General features: G+C 30.8%; 15 protein-coding genes. 5 read left to right on the forward strand and 10 right to left on the reverse strand.

Annotation, left to right across the window (positions count from 1 at the left end):
• Nucleotides 1–83 precede the first annotated feature (83 nt).
• From J2Z44_RS06745 to J2Z44_RS06755, 3 genes are all read right to left on the reverse strand, one after another.
• Nucleotides 84–1,772 carry a beta-propeller fold lactonase family protein gene (locus J2Z44_RS06745; RefSeq protein WP_021283794.1) on the reverse strand — a complete coding sequence of 563 codons (1,689 nt, stop codon included), beginning with the start codon at nt 1,770–1,772 and terminating at the stop codon, nt 84–86.
• 463 nt (nt 1,773–2,235) lie between these two features.
• The gene (locus J2Z44_RS06750) at nt 2,236–3,045 is read right to left on the reverse strand and encodes a ZIP family metal transporter (protein ID WP_031271556.1); all 810 of its coding nucleotides are present in this window, start codon (nt 3,043–3,045) and stop codon (nt 2,236–2,238) included.
• A gap of 229 nt (nt 3,046–3,274) precedes the next feature.
• The gene (locus tag J2Z44_RS06755) at nt 3,275–4,222 is read right to left on the reverse strand and encodes a helix-turn-helix transcriptional regulator (protein ID WP_021283792.1); all 948 of its coding nucleotides are present in this window, start codon (nt 4,220–4,222) and stop codon (nt 3,275–3,277) included.
• A 125-nt stretch (nt 4,223–4,347) separates the two neighbouring features.
• Here J2Z44_RS06755 and J2Z44_RS06760 point away from each other — a divergent pair, with 125 nt between their 5' ends.
• Entirely contained in the window at nt 4,348–4,872 is a 525-nt protein-coding gene (locus J2Z44_RS06760) for a dihydrofolate reductase family protein (RefSeq protein WP_021283791.1), read from the forward strand.
• Between the two features lie 265 nt (nt 4,873–5,137).
• On the opposite strand, the gene J2Z44_RS06765 is transcribed toward J2Z44_RS06760, so the two are convergent.
• The 4 genes from J2Z44_RS06765 to J2Z44_RS06780 form a co-directional block, all read right to left on the reverse strand.
• Nucleotides 5,138–6,991 carry an acyltransferase family protein gene (locus tag J2Z44_RS06765; protein ID WP_209649434.1) on the reverse strand — a complete coding sequence of 618 codons (1,854 nt, stop codon included), beginning with the start codon at nt 6,989–6,991 and terminating at the stop codon, nt 5,138–5,140.
• Between the two features lie 469 nt (nt 6,992–7,460).
• Nucleotides 7,461–8,378 carry a DMT family transporter gene (locus J2Z44_RS06770; protein WP_021283788.1) on the reverse strand — a complete coding sequence of 306 codons (918 nt, stop codon included), beginning with the start codon at nt 8,376–8,378 and terminating at the stop codon, nt 7,461–7,463.
• A 369-nt stretch (nt 8,379–8,747) separates the two neighbouring features.
• Nucleotides 8,748–9,905 (reverse strand): PucR family transcriptional regulator, encoded by a 1,158-nt coding sequence (locus J2Z44_RS06775; RefSeq protein WP_021283787.1) that lies wholly within the window; start codon nt 9,903–9,905, stop codon nt 8,748–8,750.
• Between the two features lie 332 nt (nt 9,906–10,237).
• On the reverse strand, nt 10,238–11,377 hold the full coding sequence (locus tag J2Z44_RS06780; RefSeq protein ID WP_342591459.1) for a GGDEF domain-containing protein: 1,140 nt from the start codon (nt 11,375–11,377) through the stop codon (nt 10,238–10,240).
• Between the two features lie 1,292 nt (nt 11,378–12,669).
• On the opposite strand from J2Z44_RS06780, the gene abc-f reads away from it, so the two are divergent.
• A complete protein-coding gene (gene abc-f, locus J2Z44_RS06785) occupies nt 12,670–14,694 on the forward strand; it encodes a ribosomal protection-like ABC-F family protein (RefSeq protein WP_021283784.1) in 2,025 nt (674 codons plus the stop codon).
• Between the two features lie 523 nt (nt 14,695–15,217).
• Nucleotides 15,218–15,496: a CD3324 family protein gene (locus tag J2Z44_RS06790; RefSeq protein WP_021283783.1), complete on the forward strand. Its 279-nt coding sequence runs from the start codon at nt 15,218–15,220 to the stop codon at nt 15,494–15,496.
• Between the two features lie 238 nt (nt 15,497–15,734).
• Here the strand turns inward: J2Z44_RS06790 and J2Z44_RS06795 are convergent, their stop codons facing one another.
• The 3 genes from J2Z44_RS06795 to J2Z44_RS06805 form a co-directional block, all read right to left on the reverse strand.
• Complete coding sequence (locus J2Z44_RS06795; protein WP_209649435.1) at nt 15,735–17,051, reverse strand: GNAT family N-acetyltransferase; 1,317 nt, start codon at nt 17,049–17,051, stop codon at nt 15,735–15,737.
• A 143-nt stretch (nt 17,052–17,194) separates the two neighbouring features.
• Nucleotides 17,195–18,430: an MFS transporter gene (locus tag J2Z44_RS06800; RefSeq protein WP_209649436.1), complete on the reverse strand. Its 1,236-nt coding sequence runs from the start codon at nt 18,428–18,430 to the stop codon at nt 17,195–17,197.
• A complete protein-coding gene (locus J2Z44_RS06805; protein WP_021283779.1) occupies nt 18,414–18,980 on the reverse strand; it encodes a helix-turn-helix domain-containing protein in 567 nt (188 codons plus the stop codon). The genes J2Z44_RS06800 and J2Z44_RS06805 overlap by 17 nt, the downstream gene beginning before the upstream one ends.
• 791 nt (nt 18,981–19,771) lie before the next feature.
• Here J2Z44_RS06805 and fliB point away from each other — a divergent pair.
• A complete protein-coding gene (gene fliB, locus J2Z44_RS06810) occupies nt 19,772–20,929 on the forward strand; it encodes a flagellin lysine-N-methylase (protein WP_021283778.1) in 1,158 nt (385 codons plus the stop codon).
• A gap of 26 nt (nt 20,930–20,955) precedes the next feature.
• Nucleotides 20,956–21,399, forward strand: a complete 444-nt coding sequence (locus J2Z44_RS06815; RefSeq protein WP_021283777.1) for a GNAT family N-acetyltransferase — start codon at nt 20,956–20,958, stop codon at nt 21,397–21,399.
• Nucleotides 21,400–21,498: the final 99 nt, after the last annotated feature.

A 21,498-nucleotide genomic window follows, 5' to 3' on the forward strand; every position in this document is an offset into this window, starting at 1 on the left:
TTTTAACAATTTAAATTTATATTTACAGATGTTATTTGGTTCCTACTAGTGCTTTGAATTATAATTAAATAGGACTGTGAAAGTTATTCAGTAGTTAAATTGCGAATATAGATGCTGGAAGTTCCTAGATTATTTAATGAGACACTTCCAACAGGGTATGGGCCACCAGGTAAATCTAATTTATAGGGTGTTAATTCCTCAGTTATAGTTGTAAAAGTCAAGGGTAAGCCATTAAAAAGTACTATAATAGGAGAAGCCATACCTTGGTCTGTCTTTGCAAGAAACATAATACTGTTTATCTCTGAAGGAACACTTGGTAATGGATAACTTTTTCCTGGGGCTATTCTTATACCTCCATTAGAAGAGCATTGTTTTGATTCACAGCTTCTTAAAAATGGAACTTCAACTTGAACAAGCTTTTTAGATTTAACTGTTGCAGTTACTTTAACAGTACAGTCTGAATTATTATTGCAGCATATTCTTGTACCTTCACTAATTTGGTTACACCCACAAGTTGCACTATTAACTTCACAGCTTAAATCTCCACCTTCAGGTAACATAAGAGTAACATTCTTATTAAAACATACTACTTTTTTAAAGCTGCTGTTATTACAACCTTTATTTGTTATGCGAAGAAGCACTTTTATTTGTAATTTAACCTCCACTAAATTCTGCTGTTCATCTATTTTACTTATATTCAATATGGAGCATTTACTTTCTAAAACCTCACATTGAAGGCCTTGAATTTTATTTGAAACTGGAACTTTTATTGTTTTCTCTACTTCAAAAGTGCAGGAGTCAAAGATTCTTGTGGTTTCAATACATATTCTATCTAAGGGAGATGGGCAAGGAAAATTAACATTTCCTATAGCTATTCCAAGAGGAAGATTTCCAACTGTAATAGTATCTACTACAGTATTGGTGTGGGTATCTATGACAGATACCTTATTATCACAAGCTCTTGTAATATAAGCTAAGCTGCCATCAGGAGTTATTGCTACACCAAAAGGGCATGGGCCCACAGGAATATTCTTAATCACTGTATTTGTTGCTACATTAATAACAGAAACCGTATTATCACCAACGTTTGTAACATAAACAAAATTCCCATTTGGAGTTATAGCTACATTAGTAGGACCAAGGCCAACAGTTACGGTAGCTATCATAGTATTAGTATTTAAATCTATTACAGATACTGTATTAGATAAAGAACTTTGACCTTGATTTGCCACATAAGCAAAGTTCCCATTTGGGGTTATTGCTATACCTTGCGGAAAATCTCCCACAGCTATGGTGTTTATTACTGTATTTGTAGTGGTATCTATAACAGAAACATTATCTGACTTTGCGTTGGTAACGTAAACAAAATTTCCAGCTGGATTTACTGCAACTCCAACAGGGTCTCTACCAACGGGTATAGTGGCTACAACTAAATTTGTATCTGTGTCTATTACAGATACAGTTCCAGAAGTAGAGGTTGCAAGACCTGAGTTTGCAACATAAACATATCTACCCTCTGGAGTTATTGCTATGCCTGTAGGGAAATCCCCAACAGTTATGGTAGCTACAACGGTATTAGAACAGGTATCAATAACAGCTACCACGTTATAAAGATTTGTCACATAGAGATACCTACCATCTGGAGTTATTGTAATAGCCTTTACTACATTATCAGGAGATAAAACCTGTATAGTATTTATCACTGTATTGGTACTTGTATCTATAACTGAAACTTTATTATTATCATTTGCCACATAAGCAAATGTAGGCATACTAATCATCTCCTATATTTTGCCTAAATTTATTTTCTTACTACTATATATGCTTGGACATAACAATAAGTTAATAGTTTCAGTAGTTGTAGATTATAAAAAAGTTATAGGTAATCCATGTGCTTATAGGGTTCCATGGTAGAACTTTAAATTATTCATGATGAATTTCGTTCATCCACATAAACCATTAAGGTAATCAGTGTAAGACTCATGTATAAGTTGAGTTTTAATTGTGGCTCCCTATGTATAGAGATTAACTACATTAACAAATCATTTAGAAGATTTTTTTTAAAAGAAAAGTGTATACTATAAGTAAAATAAATAATAAAAGCCTCAATAACAAGCAGTTATTAAGGCTGGATAATATTCAATAGTAGAGTGGGAATAAGTAAGGTCGTGTGAAAAAGGGGATTATTTTGCAAATAAAAAGAATTAAGGATTGGTATCCTTAATTCCTTTAAAGTTATCCTAAAGCCACATCTAAAAACATCATCACAGCAAATCCAATCATGGCTCCTATTGTAGCTATATCAGATTTTCGCTCTAACTGGGATTCTGGTATTAATTCTTCAACTACTACATATATCATTGCTCCTGCAGCAAAGGATAATGCATATGGAAGTATAGACTTCATTCCAATAACTGCAATTGCACCTATTACACCAGCTATGGGTTCAACAATTCCTGATGCTTGCCCGTATAAAAAGCTTTTAGTTCTAGATAATCCTTCTCTTCTAAGAGGTATAGAAACTGCTGCTCCTTCTGGAAAGTTTTGAAGTCCTATTCCAAGAGCTAATGCTATTGCTCCAGCTAAGGAGGCAGATGGTAAATTTGCAGCTATTGCTCCAAAGGCTACTCCTACTGCTAATCCCTCAGGAATATTATGAAGGGTAATTGCAAGTACCAATAAAACACTTCTTTGCCAACCAGTTTTTACACCCTCCGCCTTATCAGTAGGTGTTCCAATATGAAGATGAGGTATTACTTTATCTACAGTCCAAAGGAAAGCTCCTCCAGCTAGAAAACCAACAACTGCAGGTAACCAAGCAGGAGTACCTGATTGCTCTGCCATTTCAATAGAGGGTTCCAATAAAGACCAAAAACTTGCAGCAATCATAACTCCAGCCGCAAAGCCTAACATTCCATTAAGTACTTTTTTATTTATAGTCTTAAAAACAAAAACTAAGGCTGACCCTAATGCAGTTACAAACCAGGTGAAAAGTGTTGCTAAAAGTGCTTGAAACACTGGGTCTAGTCCTGTAAACCAATTAATCATAAAAAAACCTCCAAACTAAAAAAATATTATTCCATTTAAAAATAATCATTACCTATTAATATATATATCTATTCTATATAAATAGTTTACCAAAAAATTCTTATTTAATCAATAATAATTATCATTTAATAAGCATAATTAAATATTTAATAGGAAATCATTGCTAATAAGGATTTATATATATATAGGAATAATAAGCAGTAAACTCTTTGAGGTAAATTCAGTTTTAGTACAACTCAAGAACTTCTTCAGCTTTTCTTTTAATTTCAGAGATAGCCTCTAAGGGCTCAATTATTTTTATGGATTTCCCATATCCAAAGGCAAATTCTACCCCTTGCCAAAGGGAATCAAATTTAATTTTAAGATAAATATCATCATCTTTATGCATAGTTTCAGATATAGTTATAAAGGGTCTTTCTTTTATATTGTTTAGCACCTTGGGATTAACTTTAAAGGTAAAAGTGTATTTTGGAATTAAACTTTTAAAGTTGTTTGTAGAGTCTATCCAATAACTCTTTAAATTAAAGTTATCTGGCCTAGTAAAGGTATTTGGCATTAGCAAAGCTGACTCAATAGAAGTAACTTTATAGGTTTTAATAATGTGATTATTTATTGCAACTAAATACCAAGTACCACGTTTACAAACTAAGCCCAGCGGTTCTAATTTTACTTCTTTTACTTCTTCTGTTTTTCTGTATATTATTTTTAATACTTTAGAATTCCAGATGGCATTTTGAAGTAATGAAAGGGTATTTGTATTTAAGATTGTGTTAGGTTCGTTCCAAGTATTCATATCTATATAAATATAATTTTGAAGGTTTTCAAATTCTCTTAAGTCCTCTGTTGAAGTTTCTCCTAAAATTTTGAGTATTGTAGAATCTTTAAGCTTTTCTATACCTAAATCCTCTAAGATTTTATCTCCCGTTGGAAGGAATAAAGAGAAAAGCTCATTTTTATTTATTCCAGTAATGGAAGTTTTGTAGTTTCCTATAAGTTTAATTCCTCCATTTATACCTTTATCAGCTACTATGGGAACTCCAATACCACTAAGAGTATCAATGTCTCTGTAAATAGTTCTAACAGATACCTCAAGTCTTTCTGATAGTTCAGAAGCAGTTAACTTTTTATGTATTTGTAATAACATTAATATGGAAATTAATCTATCTGCTCTCATAATCTTCCTCCTAATATATGACATAGGATGTCAACTATTATAACCTATAATAAGTTATGAATCAAAGGACAATATTAATTATTATAAAACTAAAAATACAATATTCAAATAGGGGAGGAATTATAATGAAAAGAAAGATTATTTTAAATTTAGCAGTGAGTCTTGATGGTTATATAGCGTCTGAAGATGGTGGATATGACTGGATAGTAGGAGATGGGGATGATACACTAAATACTGAAAAAAAGCATGATTTTGAAAATTTTTTAGAAGAAGTGGATACCGTAGTTATGGGTAAAAACTGTTATAATCAAAATATGCACAAAGATTTTAGTAATAAAAAAGTATATATAGCAACCACAGAGAATATGGAAAATCATGATAATATTCACTTTATAAGTGGAGATATATGTAAGGTTATTGAAGAGGAAAAAACAAAGGAAGGTAAGGATATATATTTGTTTGGTGGTGGAGTTCTTGTTGATAGTTTCCTTAAAGCAGACATTATCGACGAATATATCATTGGTATAATTCCTATAATATTAGGCAAAGGAAGACCACTGTTCTTAGGAAATAATCCAACAATAAGATTACATTTAAATGAGTACATTATGGACAATGGTATTGTTATTTTAAGATACAATAAGGTCTAGGAGATTTTCAAACTTCCCTGAATCAGCAATCTTATATTGAACACATTAAAAACATAATTAAATTACTTATTAATATGTATATTATAGGGTTCTATGGTGGAATTTTAATATGTTCAGTATGAATGATTTCATATTCTTAAACCCTTTACAGCATCACCTAATTATAAATTTAAATTAATAATCCACCACATTAAGCATGAACTTAAGGTGGTGGGTTTGTATCTTAATCACAGTAAAACAGTTATTTTCCATGGTCCTTTATAGTTTATTTTAAACTTTTATCTTCCTTTATAGCTTGTTCTATAAGAGCAGTTAAAACTTCAACGCCTTTAGCCTCAAGGTGCACACCATCAGCTGCGAAATACTCAGGATGGTCAATTGATGAAGAATACCAATCAATTAAAGTTACATTATTTCTTTCTTCTGCTTCTTTACTTAAAGCATTGTTAACTTGTCTTTCCCATTGTCTTGGTACACGGACATTAACTAAATAAATGTGTGCTTTTTCAAAGGAATCAAGTAAAGAATCTATTTGCTTATCGGTGAAATAAGAATTTGTTCCAAGTTCTATGATTACAGCCTTATTTGTAGCATTAAAGGCTGAATATGTAGGTACCAAGTCAATTGCTTGAAAAAGCTGCCTTCCAACTTTTCCATCTATAGTAATGTTAGGATGTATTTCACCAAGGCTTTGCTCAATATCTAACATCACAGAATCACCTATAGCCAGTACTCCATCATAAGATTTAGCAGTAGATGAAGAGGAGGGTTCAGTTTTTTTATCGGAGTTTGTTTCTTCAATTGTGGTTACTTTTGAATTTTCACCTATAGGAGATTTATTTATATCTTTTGAAACTACTTCAGATTGAAGGGGTTCAGCCATATAATCTTGTTGTTTGCCCCTTGCTATAATTGAATTAAAAAGGGTAGCTGATACAAACACAGAAAATATTACTACAATTGAAATTGCTCTAGAATAGCTTAATTTTCCTAAGTGAAACTTGCAAGCTGGATTATAGTTTTTGAAAAACTTTTTAAATCCATATTTTTGTATAGGCATTTCAATGTATCGGTAAGAAAGCTCTGCAATAATAAAGGTAGCAAGAAGCTGAAGAAAAATGCGTAAGCCATTAACTTGTCCGATTTGAGAAGGTGGAGTACTTAAAATAATAATAGGATAATGCCAAAGATAAATTCCATAGGATCTTTTTCCAATTAACCTAAGAGGTTTCCAAGAAAGTAAGCGACCTAATTTGCTCTTAGGATTACATATGCAAGTTGTAAGTATTGCTGTATTTAAGCTAAGTAGTAACATACCACCTCTATATAAAAAGCTTTGATATTCATTGACAAAGATTACACTAAGAATAAACACAGTGAAGGTAATCATACTTGTAATATTTAAAGTTTTTATTTTTGTAGTAGGAGTTTTACAGGACAAAACTTTTTTTATTGGAAAAATCATAGCCATATAACAACCTATAAGTAGCTCGAAACCTCTAGTATCTGTGCCATAATATACACGGCTAGGATCTAAACAAGGATTATACATTATACCCATAAGTAGTGCTGAACATAAGGCCACTATTAAAATAATGTTAGCAAATTTAATTCGATTTTTATAAAATTTAAGGCCTATTAATAGAGCAATTGGCCAAATAATATAGAATTGTTCTTCTATTGCTAAGGACCAAAGATTTTTTAGTGGGGATGGCGAATTAAAACTATCAAAATAAGAAACCTTATGAAAAATGAACCACCAGTTACTTCCATAGATTATAGAGGATAATCCATCTGACAAAACTGTGGTTATGAATTTTCTATTAAAAAGTGTTACCCATATAAAAGTAGTTGTAACCATTGTATATACAGCTGGTAGCAATCTTCTAATACGTCTAATCCAAAATTCTCTTAAGCTAAAATTATTTCCCTTTTCCAATTGAGATAGTATTTTAGAGGTTATAAGATAACCAGATATAACAAAAAACACATCTACCCCCAAAAAGCCTCCCATTGCAAAACTTAAATTAAAGTGGTAAGCAATAACTGCCAATACTGCAAAAGCACGAAGTCCATCTAAGCCAGGTATATACTGACCATTCCGCATATTTTTCAACATATAAACAACAACTCCTTAACTAACTGTGTTAAAAATACTTTAAATAAATATTTACATACCCACTGATTGTCTAAATAACCACAAAAAAGTACCATAAAAAATTTCAAAACTTTTTATTTCTTTAATAATTAACAAGTTCATTTTGTATGGTTTCTTTAGAAGATGATTTTTCTTCCGTAAAAATTGGATTTTAACCATGTATTGCTAATTGATGAGGTAGAAAAGTTATCTTACAAAAATGTTACTAAGATCCTTGTGAGTATAATATTCTAGTTAAGCTAAAAATAACCATTTATAATATACGGAATTATAAGTGAATTAATTGGGGTGAAAAATGAAGTTATTTGTCATGTAAAGTAAAAATTTGTAGTATTTTAAGTCATTAGGGTTATTTAATAAAAAAAACCCCAATCCTAAAAAGGGATTGGGGGTTTTTGTAATTTAAAATATTTACCAGATAAAGAGTTTTTTAATCCACTGTCTCACCAACCAGTGCTTTTTCCGAAGAAAAGTTTATCTGTGACACAAGTATTCCTGCAAGGATAAGACCGCAACCTACATATCCTCTGCCACTCATACTTTCTCCAAGAAGAATGGCACCACCAATGGCACCAAAAACCGATTCCATACTTAATATAATTGCAGCATGAGAAGGTTTAGCATTCTTTTGTGCCACTACCTGAAGGGTATAGGCTACTCCTACTGAAAGCAGTCCACCGTAAAGTATAGGTATTAAAGCGCTAGAAATACCAGTCATTGTTATATCTTCAAAAATGAAAGCTGTTATAACACTCAAAATTGAGCAAGTTGCAAATTGTATAAAAGAAAGCTTTAAAGGATTTACTCGTTTTGTAAAGTTATCTATTGTTAAAATGTGAATGGCCCAGAAGATAGCTCCAATTACCTCAAGAAAATCACCATAGCTTATGCTGAAATTTTCATTTATGCTTAAAAGATAAAGTCCTATAATTGCAAGTACAACTCCAATCCAGGAGTTTTTACTAATTTTATGCTTTAAAAATATACCGATAATTGGTACAAACACCATGTAAAGTCCAGTAATAAAGCTTGCGTTTCCTACAGTTGTATAGAAAAGTCCCACTTGTTGAAGCGTTGCACCTATATATAAAATCGTACCCACTAAAATTCCAGGTATTAGAGTGTTTTTAAAGTTTTGCTTTTCTTTACTTTCTTCAATTTTATCTTTTCTTTTATCCAAAAAGATAATTAAGGGTATTAGTGATAGGGCTCCAAGAGCAAATCTAATTCCATTGAAGGTGAAGGCCCCTACATATTGGGAACCAACTCTTTGTGCAACAAAGGCAAATCCCCATATTGCAGCTGTAAGAATTAAAAGCAGGTTGGCGGTTAAGCTTTTATTGTTCATCTAATAATCTCCTTTACTACACTAAGATTTTTTCATTACTTTAATCATACCATTTTTTTTACTTTAATTCCTTGTATAAAATATAAATATAGTTATAAGTTTTTGTACTTTGTACAATTTTATTTTCATTAAACTTGAAAATATAAAAAGAACCTTAGAAATATTTGATTCCATAGGTTCTTAAGTCTTTTAAGATTTTTATAGTGAATATGAAATAATATGTAAACTTAGGTAACTTAAAGAAATAAGTTAGTAGGCTCATCTATTTTGTGCAATACTGGGTCACCTGATTCCTTGTGGAACTTAAAATATACTTCACAGCTTTAGCTTATTATTTATTTCAAATACCTCAGAGTTGGTTATTTCAGTTTATAAATTATATATCTTATACAGCTTTACTGCAATTGATAGCTGCTCATAGAAGCTTCCTTCGCAAGCCTCCATGTTTAACAGCTCTTTTATTTTACCTATTCTGTATCTGATTGTGTTCTTATGTAAAAATAAGGCTTTTGAGGTTTCAATTATTTTTCCGTCATTTTCAATATATTTTATGGCCGTAGGAAAGAGCTCAGTATTATATTTTTCATCATAACTTTTAATAGGATCTATTATTCTTTTGTAAAAGCTATGTATCCAAGTTTCATCTATAAAGGGCATAAGGATGCTAAAGATTCCAATGTCACTAAAATAATTAAAGGATAGGGCAGAAACCTCCCCACTTTTTTGAGCGAAAAGGCTCTCCTTTATGCCTTGATCTAGTTCTACAAGAGTGGAATGGAGGTTGCTTACTCCAATATAGTAATCTGGCACCTGAATGCTAAGGGTATTTATTAGGTAATCTACATTGTTTTTAAAGTTTTTTAGCTCTATCCTATCCTCTGTAAAAATAATTAGTATTCCATTTCTATACTTCAAGGCAGTGCTGTGAAGTCCAATTTTCTTTTTTCTTTTTAGGCTTTCCATAAAGCTGATTAAAGCATCACTATGAATAAATTTTTTATTCCTGCAATAAACCACAAAGAAGTTTTCTTTAAAGCTGCTGTTAATTTCTAAGGCAATTTCTTCTACCGTGTTTTTATTTAAACTCTTTTTAATAAGAATATCAATTTTGGATTCCAGTAGTTCATGATTTTCTGAAAACCTTATTCTATCCATTACCTCTGTGATAATATCTTCAAAATAAACACTATTATCAAAGACAAATATAGGAAAGGAATTTTCATTTGAGTAATCTATAACTTCCATGGGGAGCTCATTATAATAAATATTTTTGAAGGCTAAACCGCTAGCACCATCTTTAACTAATTCTTTAATAGCTTCTAATATGAATTCTGGGTTATCCTTTGCAAATAAAAGACTAGAAAGAACAAATTCACCTTCATTAAAGACCCACTCAGATTTGGAGAAGAATTCCCAATCAAGTATGCCAACTTTCTCAACTTCTCTGTTTAGTCCACTGATGCCTGAAATTAATTTAAAGTTTTTAAAGGTTTCAAGTTTTGTTGCTTCAATGACAGTTATAGCCATGTAAAATTCTCCTTTCCAGTAGAAGCTTTATAGTAAATCAATTAGGCATTTATGTATAGTTAGTATAACCTAATACTACTGTATATAGGCTATACTAACATCAATAACTCTTAGAAAGGTATATAACCCAATTTAGATAGCTTTCTATCATGTTAAGGGTAGTCTCATGAACATATCCTTTTCCCTTTTGTTCTATTAAAGAGGATTATAATATTCTTTAAGCTTGATAAATAATAAATGCACATTCAGCAACCTATTTATCAGTATATATTAAAAAGCCTAATGTTCTTGCTTGATTTGTCAGTGACGTACATAAAATCTATAGGGAAGTTTTATTTGCTTACACAGTTTCTGCCTTTTTTCTTAGCTCTGTATAGAGCTTTATCAGCTCCTTTTATTACATCCTGTGGCTGTTTGAATTTACTACTTTTTTCACATACTCCAATACTTATAGTAACAAATAATTTACTTGAATTTGTAGACTTACCTTTTGATTTTTGACCTTTTGTGGATTTTTTTGTGTATGCTGCTTTAGAAATTTGTTCACGTAAGCTTTCTAAATGAGGTAGTGCATCGTTTATAGATTTACCTGGAAAGAGAATTGTAAACTCTTCTCCACCATAACGAAAAGCCTTACCACCTCCTGTGACTTGGGTTAAGTTAGAAGCTACCAACTTTAAAACATCATCCCCAACATCATGTCCATATTTATCATTAAATTTTTTAAAAAAATCAATATCTACCATTGCAATAACATATTTAGTTCCTAGTTTCAGCAAGTCTTCCCTAAGAGCACGACGAGAAGGAATTCCCGTAAGTTCATCAAGATATGCCATAGAATAGGAGTCTTCAATAATGCTGATAATTAACATTAAGCCAGCAGCACTTAAAAATATAGAAAAAGATAATTTATCATTGATGAAAAAGAGAGCTATGAAAACGGAAATAAGGACGCCCACTAATTGAACTGCAAAGATATTTTTTTTCACATATGCTTTTATTATTAAAAATATCACAGCTAATAAGAATATTAGTAAAACAGTTTGATTCATAAAAGCTTTATCTAAAGGGATATTAATAATTTTAAAATTTAAAATCTTATATATCAATGAATTATCTAACATAGCAATTTTATGTATAACAAACAACTCAATTAGTATAAACGAAATACGTATTTTACCCCACATGGAGAATAATCCTCTCTCCTTTAAGTGCGAGAAAATAACAATATTAATAGGTATAAGAATGCATATTGAGAGATAAAGAATTTGATAATAAGTTGTACTGGTTATTGATAATCTTGAATAGTAGTTTAAAAACAATTCAGATAAGGTAAGTAGCAAAATTATGAGGAAAACTCTTCCTCGATTAAAGCGAATGCTTAAGATGATGCCTAATCCAAAAACTATATATGATAAATACTTAATAACAAGTATAACGGGAGGTGTGAATGAAGGGATTTTATTAATCACAAAAAAACACCCCAAAAGAATAAAAAGATATGTAATATGTGATAAGACTGTTTTAAAAGTAATTTTCACTAAAGTTGGTCCTCCTTTTATTGTGCGAATATACTAGATGTAGTTAAAAAGATAATTTATGGATAAAGTCTACAAGATAAATTTCGTTTATTTAGAAGGAATCTTTAGCTTTGGAATATATTGGGTAACAATATTACTAGGTATTTAGGTTAAAAAATAGTTAATTCCAGAGAAAATGTACACTGAGGATAGAGAAGTTACTTGACACTGCCTCACTCTTTTTTATGAAATAAGATGGAGGTTTTATGTACTACATAAAGTTGATAAAATATATTTATAATAAAGCTTTGAGGGCTTATTAGATATAAAATTATTTAATAGTAAAAATGTTGAAAGGAGAGCGTAAGTTATGACACCAGCTAATTGCTAATATTGATTAAAGTATAATTTAAAGATTATTTTAATTTAATATGTATTTTGTAATGAGTTTTAATTTACCTAATTAGGTTAGGTTTTATTGTTATGCTCTTTATGAAATAAGGCATTTAGAAGTAACTTACCTCAGGTATCTTCAAAATAAATGAGTTAGGATGATTGTTTATTTTCCGTTAACTAGGTTAACAGACCTTTAGCTATCCCTACAATCTAAAAAGGCTGTTTCCTTGTCGGCACAAGCTTGCTTGTGAACTTTAAATATTCATCAAATCTTTGACTTGTTATTTTAAGATACTTTACTGAAATTCAAGGTTATAATTTATGGTATATTTCAACATTATATTCTACAATTCAATCAATGTATTTTGAAATATTAGGGTTAAATTTTTAGGAAAGCTTTAGACAACTTCAAAAAATATATAATTATAATAAGAAGAGTTTATTAATATTCCTAGATTTTTGCTATATCATACTTCAATAAATTATAATTTATATACTTTAATATGTTTTTTACATTATAGATAATTAAAAATTGTGTTTTATTCTTAATGTAAAGGTAGTTATATAATTGAAACATATAGAGTAATAAAGGATTTTGGAACTGTAAGAACAGAAGAGCTTCTTACAGTTTTTTTGTTTTTAACAACATTTATGAAGCTTAAAGGCAGCCAGCTTCTCTATGGGCTGAAAACATTCTTTTAGCTAATGGGCTAGGTAAGAATATAAATCTACTTCCAAAGCAGTTTCCCGAAATGAGCTTCATCATTACTTAGTGGAAATTTGGAAAGTTCTTTGCTTATTCATAAAGAGAATAAAAGTAAATAGTATATGTAAAGAAGGGATTTTTTATGTTTGAATTATCGTTAAATGGTGTAAAAAAATATATGGATGCAACACTTGTCCTTAAAGATATCAATTTTCAAGTGTATGAAGGAGAGAAGGTTGGAATTGTAGGAGTCAATGGAAGTGGAAAGAGTACTATTCTTAAGCTAATAGCTGGAGTAGAGAAAATGAATTATTATCCAGGATATCCTCAAACCTCAAGCTATGGATATGATGAAGGCTTTGTTTGTGTGCCAAGAGAAGCTACTTGTGCATATCTTGAACAAGTACCTAAATATGAAGATGGTGCAAAAGTTATTGATGTTTTAAAGCTAGCTTTTCATGAGGTTTACGCCATAGAGGGCAAACTTCGTGAATTAGAAGAAAAAATGAAGGTTTTAGAAGCAGATATTTTAGATAAAGCCTTGAAGCAGTATAGCGATTTAGTTGAATTATGTGAGGTTAAAGGTGGATACAATACTGAAGAAAAGTTAGGTAAGATTTGTACAGGGTTGAATTTAGATGAAAGCTTTTTGAATAAGGAATTTAATTTATTAAGTGGTGGTGAAAAAACTAGGGTTCTTCTAGGTAAACTCCTCATTGATAATCCAGATATATTACTATTAGATGAGCCTACAAATCATCTGGATATGGATTCTATTGAATGGCTTGAAGGTTACCTTAAGAGCTACAAGGGGATAGTAATTATCGTATCTCACGACAGATATTTTTTAGATAATATAGTAACCAAAATTGTTGAAATAGAGGATATGGAGAGTAAGACCTATAAAGGAAATTACTCTGATTTTTCTAAGCAAAAAGAAGAGAATCTGCTTGAGCAATTTCATAAATATAAGGAACAGGAAAAGGAGATTAAGTCCTTACAAAACACTATAAAGGAGTTAAGGGACTGGGCAAATAGAGTAGATAATAATAAGTTTTTTAAAAGAGCTGCCAGCTTACAAAAAAAGCTTGATAAAATGAAAAACAGTGATATTGAAAGTGACAAGTATTATCGAACAAGAGGACAATATGTAAGAACTGAAAAACCTAAGTTTGATAGAAGTAATATGAAGCTTAACTTTAAGGAAACTGAAAGATCAGGTAATGAAACAATTAAGGCAGAAGGACTTACTAAAGCTTTTGATGAGAAGATAATTTTAAACAATGTAGATTTATTTATTAGCTTTGGTGAAAGAGCAGCATTAATTGGCCCAAATGGTAGTGGAAAAACCACTTTTCTGAAAATGCTTTTAGGCGAAGAACAGCCAGATAGTGGGGTTGTGGAATTAGGTGCTAATGTAAAAGTTGCTTATTTGCCACAGAAAATCATCTTTAAAAATGAGGAACTTACTGTGCTTGAATGCTTCAGAGACAATATTTCAATACTAGAAGGAAAAGCCCGTGAATATTTATCTAAATTCATGTTTTATGGAAAGAGTGTGTTTAAAAAAGTAAAGCATCTATCCGGTGGAGAGAGAATAAGGCTAAAACTTGGTATGTTGTTATATGAAGATGTAAACTTATTGATATTAGATGAGCCCACTAACCATCTTGATATAGACTCAATAGAAACTTTTGAAGAAGCTCTTGAAGACTTTAAGGGAACAATATTATTTATATCTCATGATAGATATTTTATTAATAAAATAGGGGAAAGAATAATTGCTATTGAAGATAAGGGTTTTAAAAATTACCTTGGTAATTATGATTACTATAAAGAAACTAAAGAAGAATTAAGGCTTAAAACTGTAAACAACGAAGTTGAAAAGTCTGATAAAGCCGTGAAATTAAAGAGTGATAATACAAGGAAAAAGAGTAAAAAGGTTAATAAGCCAATAAAGGGTGATGAATCTAAGAACAATGAATTTGAAAAAGCTAAAGTTGAAACAAGAATTCAAAACCTTGAAAGAGAAATACAAGAGATTGACTTGCTTATGACTAACTCAAAACTACACTATGAGGAGCTTAGTAAGTTGTACTCGAGGAAAGAAGAGCTCAGTAATGAGTTTGATGGAGTTATGGAAGTATGGTTAAGCCTTAGCAGCTAAAGGATTTTCATGAGGGAATTTAAAGTATTTTAGCCTTAAATCTATTTAAATATTTGATTTTACCTTTAGTTTTGATGTGGCTATCTATACAATTTATAATTTGGATATTAAAGATATGATTTCTACTTTTTCATGAAACCTTAATTTAAAATGTATGAGAAGATAAATCCTGGGGCATATATTTACCATATAAGAGAGTTTATGCTATTATATAACTATGAGAATAATGAAACTTAGCTACATTGGGTTTAATATAGCTAGCAGACAAGAGGGGGAATATATTGTATGAGGAAATATGTTATTTATGCGTAGCAAAGGCTATTGCGTAAAAATTAATGGTTAACAACAGTTTAGAAGCTTCAAGCCTAAAATCTTCTTTAAGGCATAGTTGTTTAGCTAATAAAGATACTTTATTGACAGTGTAAATTTGTTTCTGAAGTTGTTAATAAAATGAACTCGTTCATTATTAAAAATAGCCTTTGCTCAATCCTAAAGAAAAACTATATTTAGGAGGAGCATATAAATGAGCTATGTAAAGGCAACAGAGGTGTTACCTGAGGAAATATTAGATTTAATTCAAAAATATGTTCAGGGTGAATATATTTATATACCTAAAAGGGAAGGCAGTAGAAAAGCCTGGGGAGAAACTACTAAGAGTAAAAAGGAAACCTCTGATAGAAATTTAAATATCTATAAGAAGTACCAAGAAGGTGTATCTATAAAGTTACTTTCTGAAATGTACTTTTTATCTATGAAAAGTATACAAAGAATCATTTTAAAAATGAAAAGAGAAAATGAATAAAATTTAATGGCTTATCTCAGGGAGATAAGCCATTTTAGTTATATATAATAAAATAAAGTTTCTTCATTAATATAGCTAATTCTATTATGAATTTTCTTTAATATAAGTAATCTAAAGTTATCTTTTATATAGAAATAGTATTGTATATTCATATACGAAAATATACCAACGCGCAAAAGTTCAGTGAGAAGTCGTACTTCAGTCACCGAACCTTTTAGAGAGATTACTAAATGATATTTTATTGTTTCTCTTCTTTGCTAATGTCACAGGGAATAAAGCCAACTTTATTGTATAGTTCAAATTCAGATTCAACTGAATTAAGGAAACATAAGTACATATCATATTCTTTTACCTTTTTAAGTCCTTCTGTTAAGGTCACTCCAATAATTTCATCCTTATGAGCCTTTTCAGTAGTTGAAACCATATATATACCGCAAAGATCATCATATAATCTTAAAAAGGCTGCAGTAGAAACTGGCTTTCCATTAATAGTTCCTAAAATCAACTTAAATTCATAATTTTCATTAGATACAATTTCCATTAATTTTTCAAGGAATTCACTTTTTTTATCAACGTTGATATCTAGTCCTTCTGCAAGGGTAGCACACCAAATATGCTTTTTTTCCATGGTTTCAGCAACTTCAGTTTTGAAACCTTCTGGGACTTCTATGGAGCCACTTTCATTTCCATTAAGAATATACAAGCAGTGGGTATCTTCAGTGATAGCTGGCAATTCTTCTCTTAAGGTTTTAGTAGCTTCTTGGAACTTTTTATCACACTCATCATACCAATCTATAAAAACTTTGGGAGTTCCAGATATTATTCCAAACCAATCGGTGTAAACTCCTTCATGTATAAACCCACACTTTTTTGCAAGTCCTGGAGACATGTTGTTTCCATCTACAATTGTAAGGAAGGGCACATGACCTGATTCTAATATCTTATTTGTAAGGTCAAGGGTAACCTGTTCTGCATAGTCTCTTCCTCTATATTCTTCCTTAGTATACATAATACCCATTGAATTATCGTTATGAATAAGTACCCAGGAAGCAACGTCACCATCAACATATATGGCAGAAGAAGGTCTATTTTCGATATCATCTTTTATTTTGTCAAGGCTTATCTCATCTTTGTAGGTGTAGTAATGGTTTATAATCTCTGCATCTTTTATATCAATTGGTCTAACTTGACTTTTAATTCTACTTAAATCAACTTTCTTCTCAGGATAATAATAAAGTGCATTCAAGCTTTCCCAATTAACGGTGAATTTACTTCTTATTTTTTCAGCTATAGGCCTGTGTACTGCTCTGAAGCCATAGAAGCCATCCTCTTTATACAAGGTATCAAGAACTTCATTAAGAAAATCATCATTTTCAGTGTATAAGCTGCTAAAATAATCCTTTCTTGCTACAACTCCAGTAGGATTGACTTCATTATCAACATAAACTTCAGCATCAGGTACATTTTCTAAAAAACCAATTAGGTTAAGATTAATAATTTTATTTTTATTTAAAAAGTCATATATTGGTTTTCCGTAGGTAGTTTTAATTATCATATGTATTCCCCCCATAAACTAAACCATTGTGCATATACTTTCATAAAATTTGTATATGTATAATTCTACCATTTAGACTGGGGGTTTCAAAGGTATTTTTAAAAAGCTTCAAACAATGCTTAAATTTTTTTGTGAAGGATATTTTAATTGCTTCTAAACTCTTTATTAAAAAGAGGGAGCAAGCAAATAATAAGCATAATTACTCCAATGGCTATGAATGTATACTGCACATTTAGACTTTCACCTATAATTCCTGAGGCTGCAAAGCCCACTGGCATTCCAATTAAACCAATAGTTTGCATGGTGGAAATAACTCTTCCCATCTTTTCTTTTGGGGTATGAGTTTGTATTACAGACATACCCGTTGCAGAAATTACTGGTAGACAAGCTCCCATGGTAGCACTAAAAATTACAGCTAAAAATAAAGTGTTAACAAAGCCAAGTGCTATAATACTTCCTGCAAAAACTAAAAAACCAGTTATTACAACAGTACTTTTCTTAAATTTATGACCTATCTGACCCACAATTAGTGAACCTAGTACAGTTCCTACCATTATACCTATTCCCATTATGCTATAGCCTTGTTCTCCAGAGTTTAAGATTTTATCAGAATACACTGGCATAAGCACATTAAAGGGAGCCAAAAGAATGTTTATAGCTGCACCAATTATCATATTAATAAAAATTAGTGAATTTGACTTTATAACCTTTAACCCTTCAAAGAGTTCTCTAAAGAACTTAGAAAAATTAAGCTTGTCAGTACTACTTATAACTTTTTCTATATTTGCAATTAAAGCAGTTATGCCTGATATTATAAAGGTTGCCGCATCTATTAAAATTGCAGCCCCTACGCCCCAAAGCCCAATTATGGCAGCTGCAACTCCCATACCTAAGATTTCAGCAATGGCACCTGAGGCTTGACTTAAGGAGTTTGCTGTAAGGTAGTGTTCTTTTTTAATCAACACCTGCATTGCACTAGAACGGGCAGGGGAGGAGAACACCTCACAAATTGAATTGAAAAAGGCAAAGGCAAAAAGTTGCCACACCTGTAAGCTATCTACTATGAATAGAATTGCAATTATGGCTGTGGAAATACCTCTAAAGAAATCCATTAACACCATCACTTTCTTTTTATCCATTCTATCCACAAAAACCCCTGCAGCCATTCCAAATAATGAAGGTACAGCACTAACTGCCATTACTGATCCCATCAAAAGTGTAGATCCTGTAAGTTTATACATAAGCCACATAAAAGCTATCCCATCCAGGGCATCCCCAAACCTGGATATTGTTCTACCTATCCATACTTTTAAAAAATCAGGGTATTCTTTTAAAACTAAAAACCCATTCTTTTTACTTACTTCAACTTTCGCTTCCATTTCCTATGTCCCCCTCATGATCATGCTTTCTAAATAATGCATAGCCAAACATATAAGGTTTAGCATTCTCTCTTTGTTCCTTATCTTTCATATACCCTGTAATAAGCTCAGTAAGCTCTTCTACTTCCTCATCTGTTAAGTAAGTTAATCCATAGTTTAATTGCTTCTTTTCACCTTTAGTTTTACTTTTCATTGATTCCAAAAAATCTTCATGCATTATGGAAATCAAATTTTCACTTGCTTTTTCATATTCGTCTTCCTCAAGTATCCCAATATCTTTTTTTATTTTAAATATTTCCGCTGTGGGAAGATAGAACTTCTCTATAATGCCACCTTTTTCTTTTGTTTCAACAATTTCTAAAACTCCGATTCTCTCTAGTTCCTTCACGTGATAATGGACCTTTGAAGGTACTTCCTTAAGTTTCACTGCCATTTGCTTTACTGTTAAAGAGCCACTTTCTTCATTAAATAAAACTAGTATTTTAAATCTGAAAGGGTCGGAAATCACCTTTATTTCTTCTAATGTACATAATACTTTTTCTTTTCGCATAATTCACCTCAAATTTATTTTATCGATAAAATAAATTTTATCGAGTAATATATTTTTATTATATGCACAATATGTGTCTTTGTAAACACTTGTTTTGAAATATTCTGAACATTATCTTCGCTAACTATTTTATGATTTTTAATAATCTATTGTGGAGGCCCGTAAGTATTTTAGTTGAAAATTTTCATAAGACTAATTAGGCATCTGAAAATAAATAGCAAGTCAGAGATGTGAAGGATATTTTCACTTAGACAAGAGTACTGACTTATTACCTTTTGAACATACCTTAATTAAGCAATATCCCATAGTCTACAAAAAATTGTGTTAAAGTTCAAACCAAGAGTTCAAGAAGGCTTAGCATTGCGAGCAAAGTCAGAGAAATGTAAAAATGGTGGCTTGTATCAACCATATAAGAACAGAATATTGGCTGTATTTTAAGAAAGGGATTATCATAAAATTCTTCATTAGACTCTTAGGTACTTGATGATATCTTCAATTGGTACTAAAATTATATAATGACTTAGAAGTCCTTTTGGAAGGATAAACCTTTCATCCGTTTAGAGTTTTAACAAGATTAGGGAGAGAGACTTAGATAAGATTTAAACATTCCGACAAAGCATAATTGTTATAGCAAGAATTTATTTCTTAACAAAATATTTTTGGTTGAAAAAATTTAGTTACAAAATCTCTTTGTTTTCAAAGATTATTTTGTTCAAGGTAAAGTTCCTTCTAAAGCTAATGAAAAATTAATTTGACTATTAAATTTAAAATATAAAGGATAGGTATAAAAGATGAAACTTAGAGTACCAGATTATTTAAAGGAATTTAAATGCATAGCCTCACAGTGCGAAGATACCTGTTGTGCTGGTTGGGAAATTGTAATTGATGAGGAAGCCTATAAAAAGTATGAAAACGCCCAAGGGGATTTTGGGCACAGGTTAAGAAGTGAGATAATACACCGTGAGAAGGAAAAGATATTTACTTTAAAAGGGGATAACTGTGCCTTTTTAAATGAAAATAAAATGTGCGATATATATGCAAATCTTGGGGAGGATAGTCTTTGCTATACCTGCAAAATGTATCCAAGACATATAGAGGAATTCGGAAGTCTTCGTGAGATAGGTATATCTCTATCATGTCCAGAAGCAGCAAGATTAATATTAACACATAATAAAAAAGTGGAGTTTGAAGTAAGTGAAATTGAGGAAGACATCACTTCTTACAATGATATTGATGCTCTACTTTTTATGAATCTTATACAATGTAGAAGAGTAATTTTTCATATTCTTCAAAATCGTAATATTAAGCTAGAGCATAGAATTTCCTTAGTTCTTAAATTTACTGATGAAGTTCAAAAGTTAATAGATAAAGATAACCTAATGGTAATAAAAGCAGTTATGGAGAAATTTTTAGATAAGGATTTTATAGAGGATTTCATAAATAGCTTAGATAGATTTAAAAGCAATGGGAATGTTAAGTACCATAACATGGAGGAATTCTTTAAAGTTTTTAAAGAATTAAAACATATAAATCCTAATGATCCTTTGGGGTTAGATGAGGTTTTAACATGTTTTTGGAAAGGTGAGAATAAGAAACAGTTTTATTTAGATAAACATAAAGAGTTCAATGAGTATTATGAAGATAACTTGTATAAATTTGAAAATCTACTTGTGTACTTTATATTTAGATACTTTATGAAGGCTGTTTTTGATTATGATGTAACTGCTAAGGTAAATACAGCAGTGGTGAGTTATTTAATGATTAAGGAATTGTTTGTATTTAAATGGACACAAAAAGGTGAGGTTTCTGAGGAAGATGCAGTGGATATAATGCATATGTATTCTAAAGACATTGAACACTTAGAGGAAAATGTAGGAACTTTATCAGAGCTATACAAAACTAATTCAGTGTTTAAATTAGAAGAACTTTTAAGTATAATCATGAATTAAAATAAGATTAGGGAAGGGGGATAAACATGAATAATATTTTTGATATTACTTATGATGAAGTTGAAGCAATTAAAGATCTTTGGGAAAAAAATAGACAGTATCATGAGACTAGTTCAGAATACTTTAAGGAATCTTATCGCTCAATGAACTTTGAAGAGAGAATTAAAGCTTTTGCTGTATTTAATGAGGATACAATGAAAATATCAGTTGTCAAAAGAAATGATGATTACATTGGGTATTGTATAACAACAGCAATTGATGGTATGGGGGAGATACAATCACTTCACGTTGATGAGAAGTACCGAGGTAATGGAATAGGAAAGAAACTTGTAGATAAGCACATAGAATGGATGAATGAAAAACACTGTAAAGTTATTGGGGTAACAGTATCACAGGAAAATGAATCCACAATAAGGTTTTACTCGAAATTTGGGTTTTTTCCGAATACTTTATATATGCAAAGAAAGTAATTGCTTTTTTTATTATATAGGAAATTCAACTTTTTTTGCGCTAGCAAAATGCCTGGAAGGCCTTGGAATTGTTGCTTTTGAGAGTTTGTGTAAAAAAAT

This window comes from Clostridium punense (assembly GCF_017874425.1).
Taxonomy (GTDB): domain Bacteria; phylum Bacillota; class Clostridia; order Clostridiales; family Clostridiaceae; genus Clostridium_J; species Clostridium_J punense.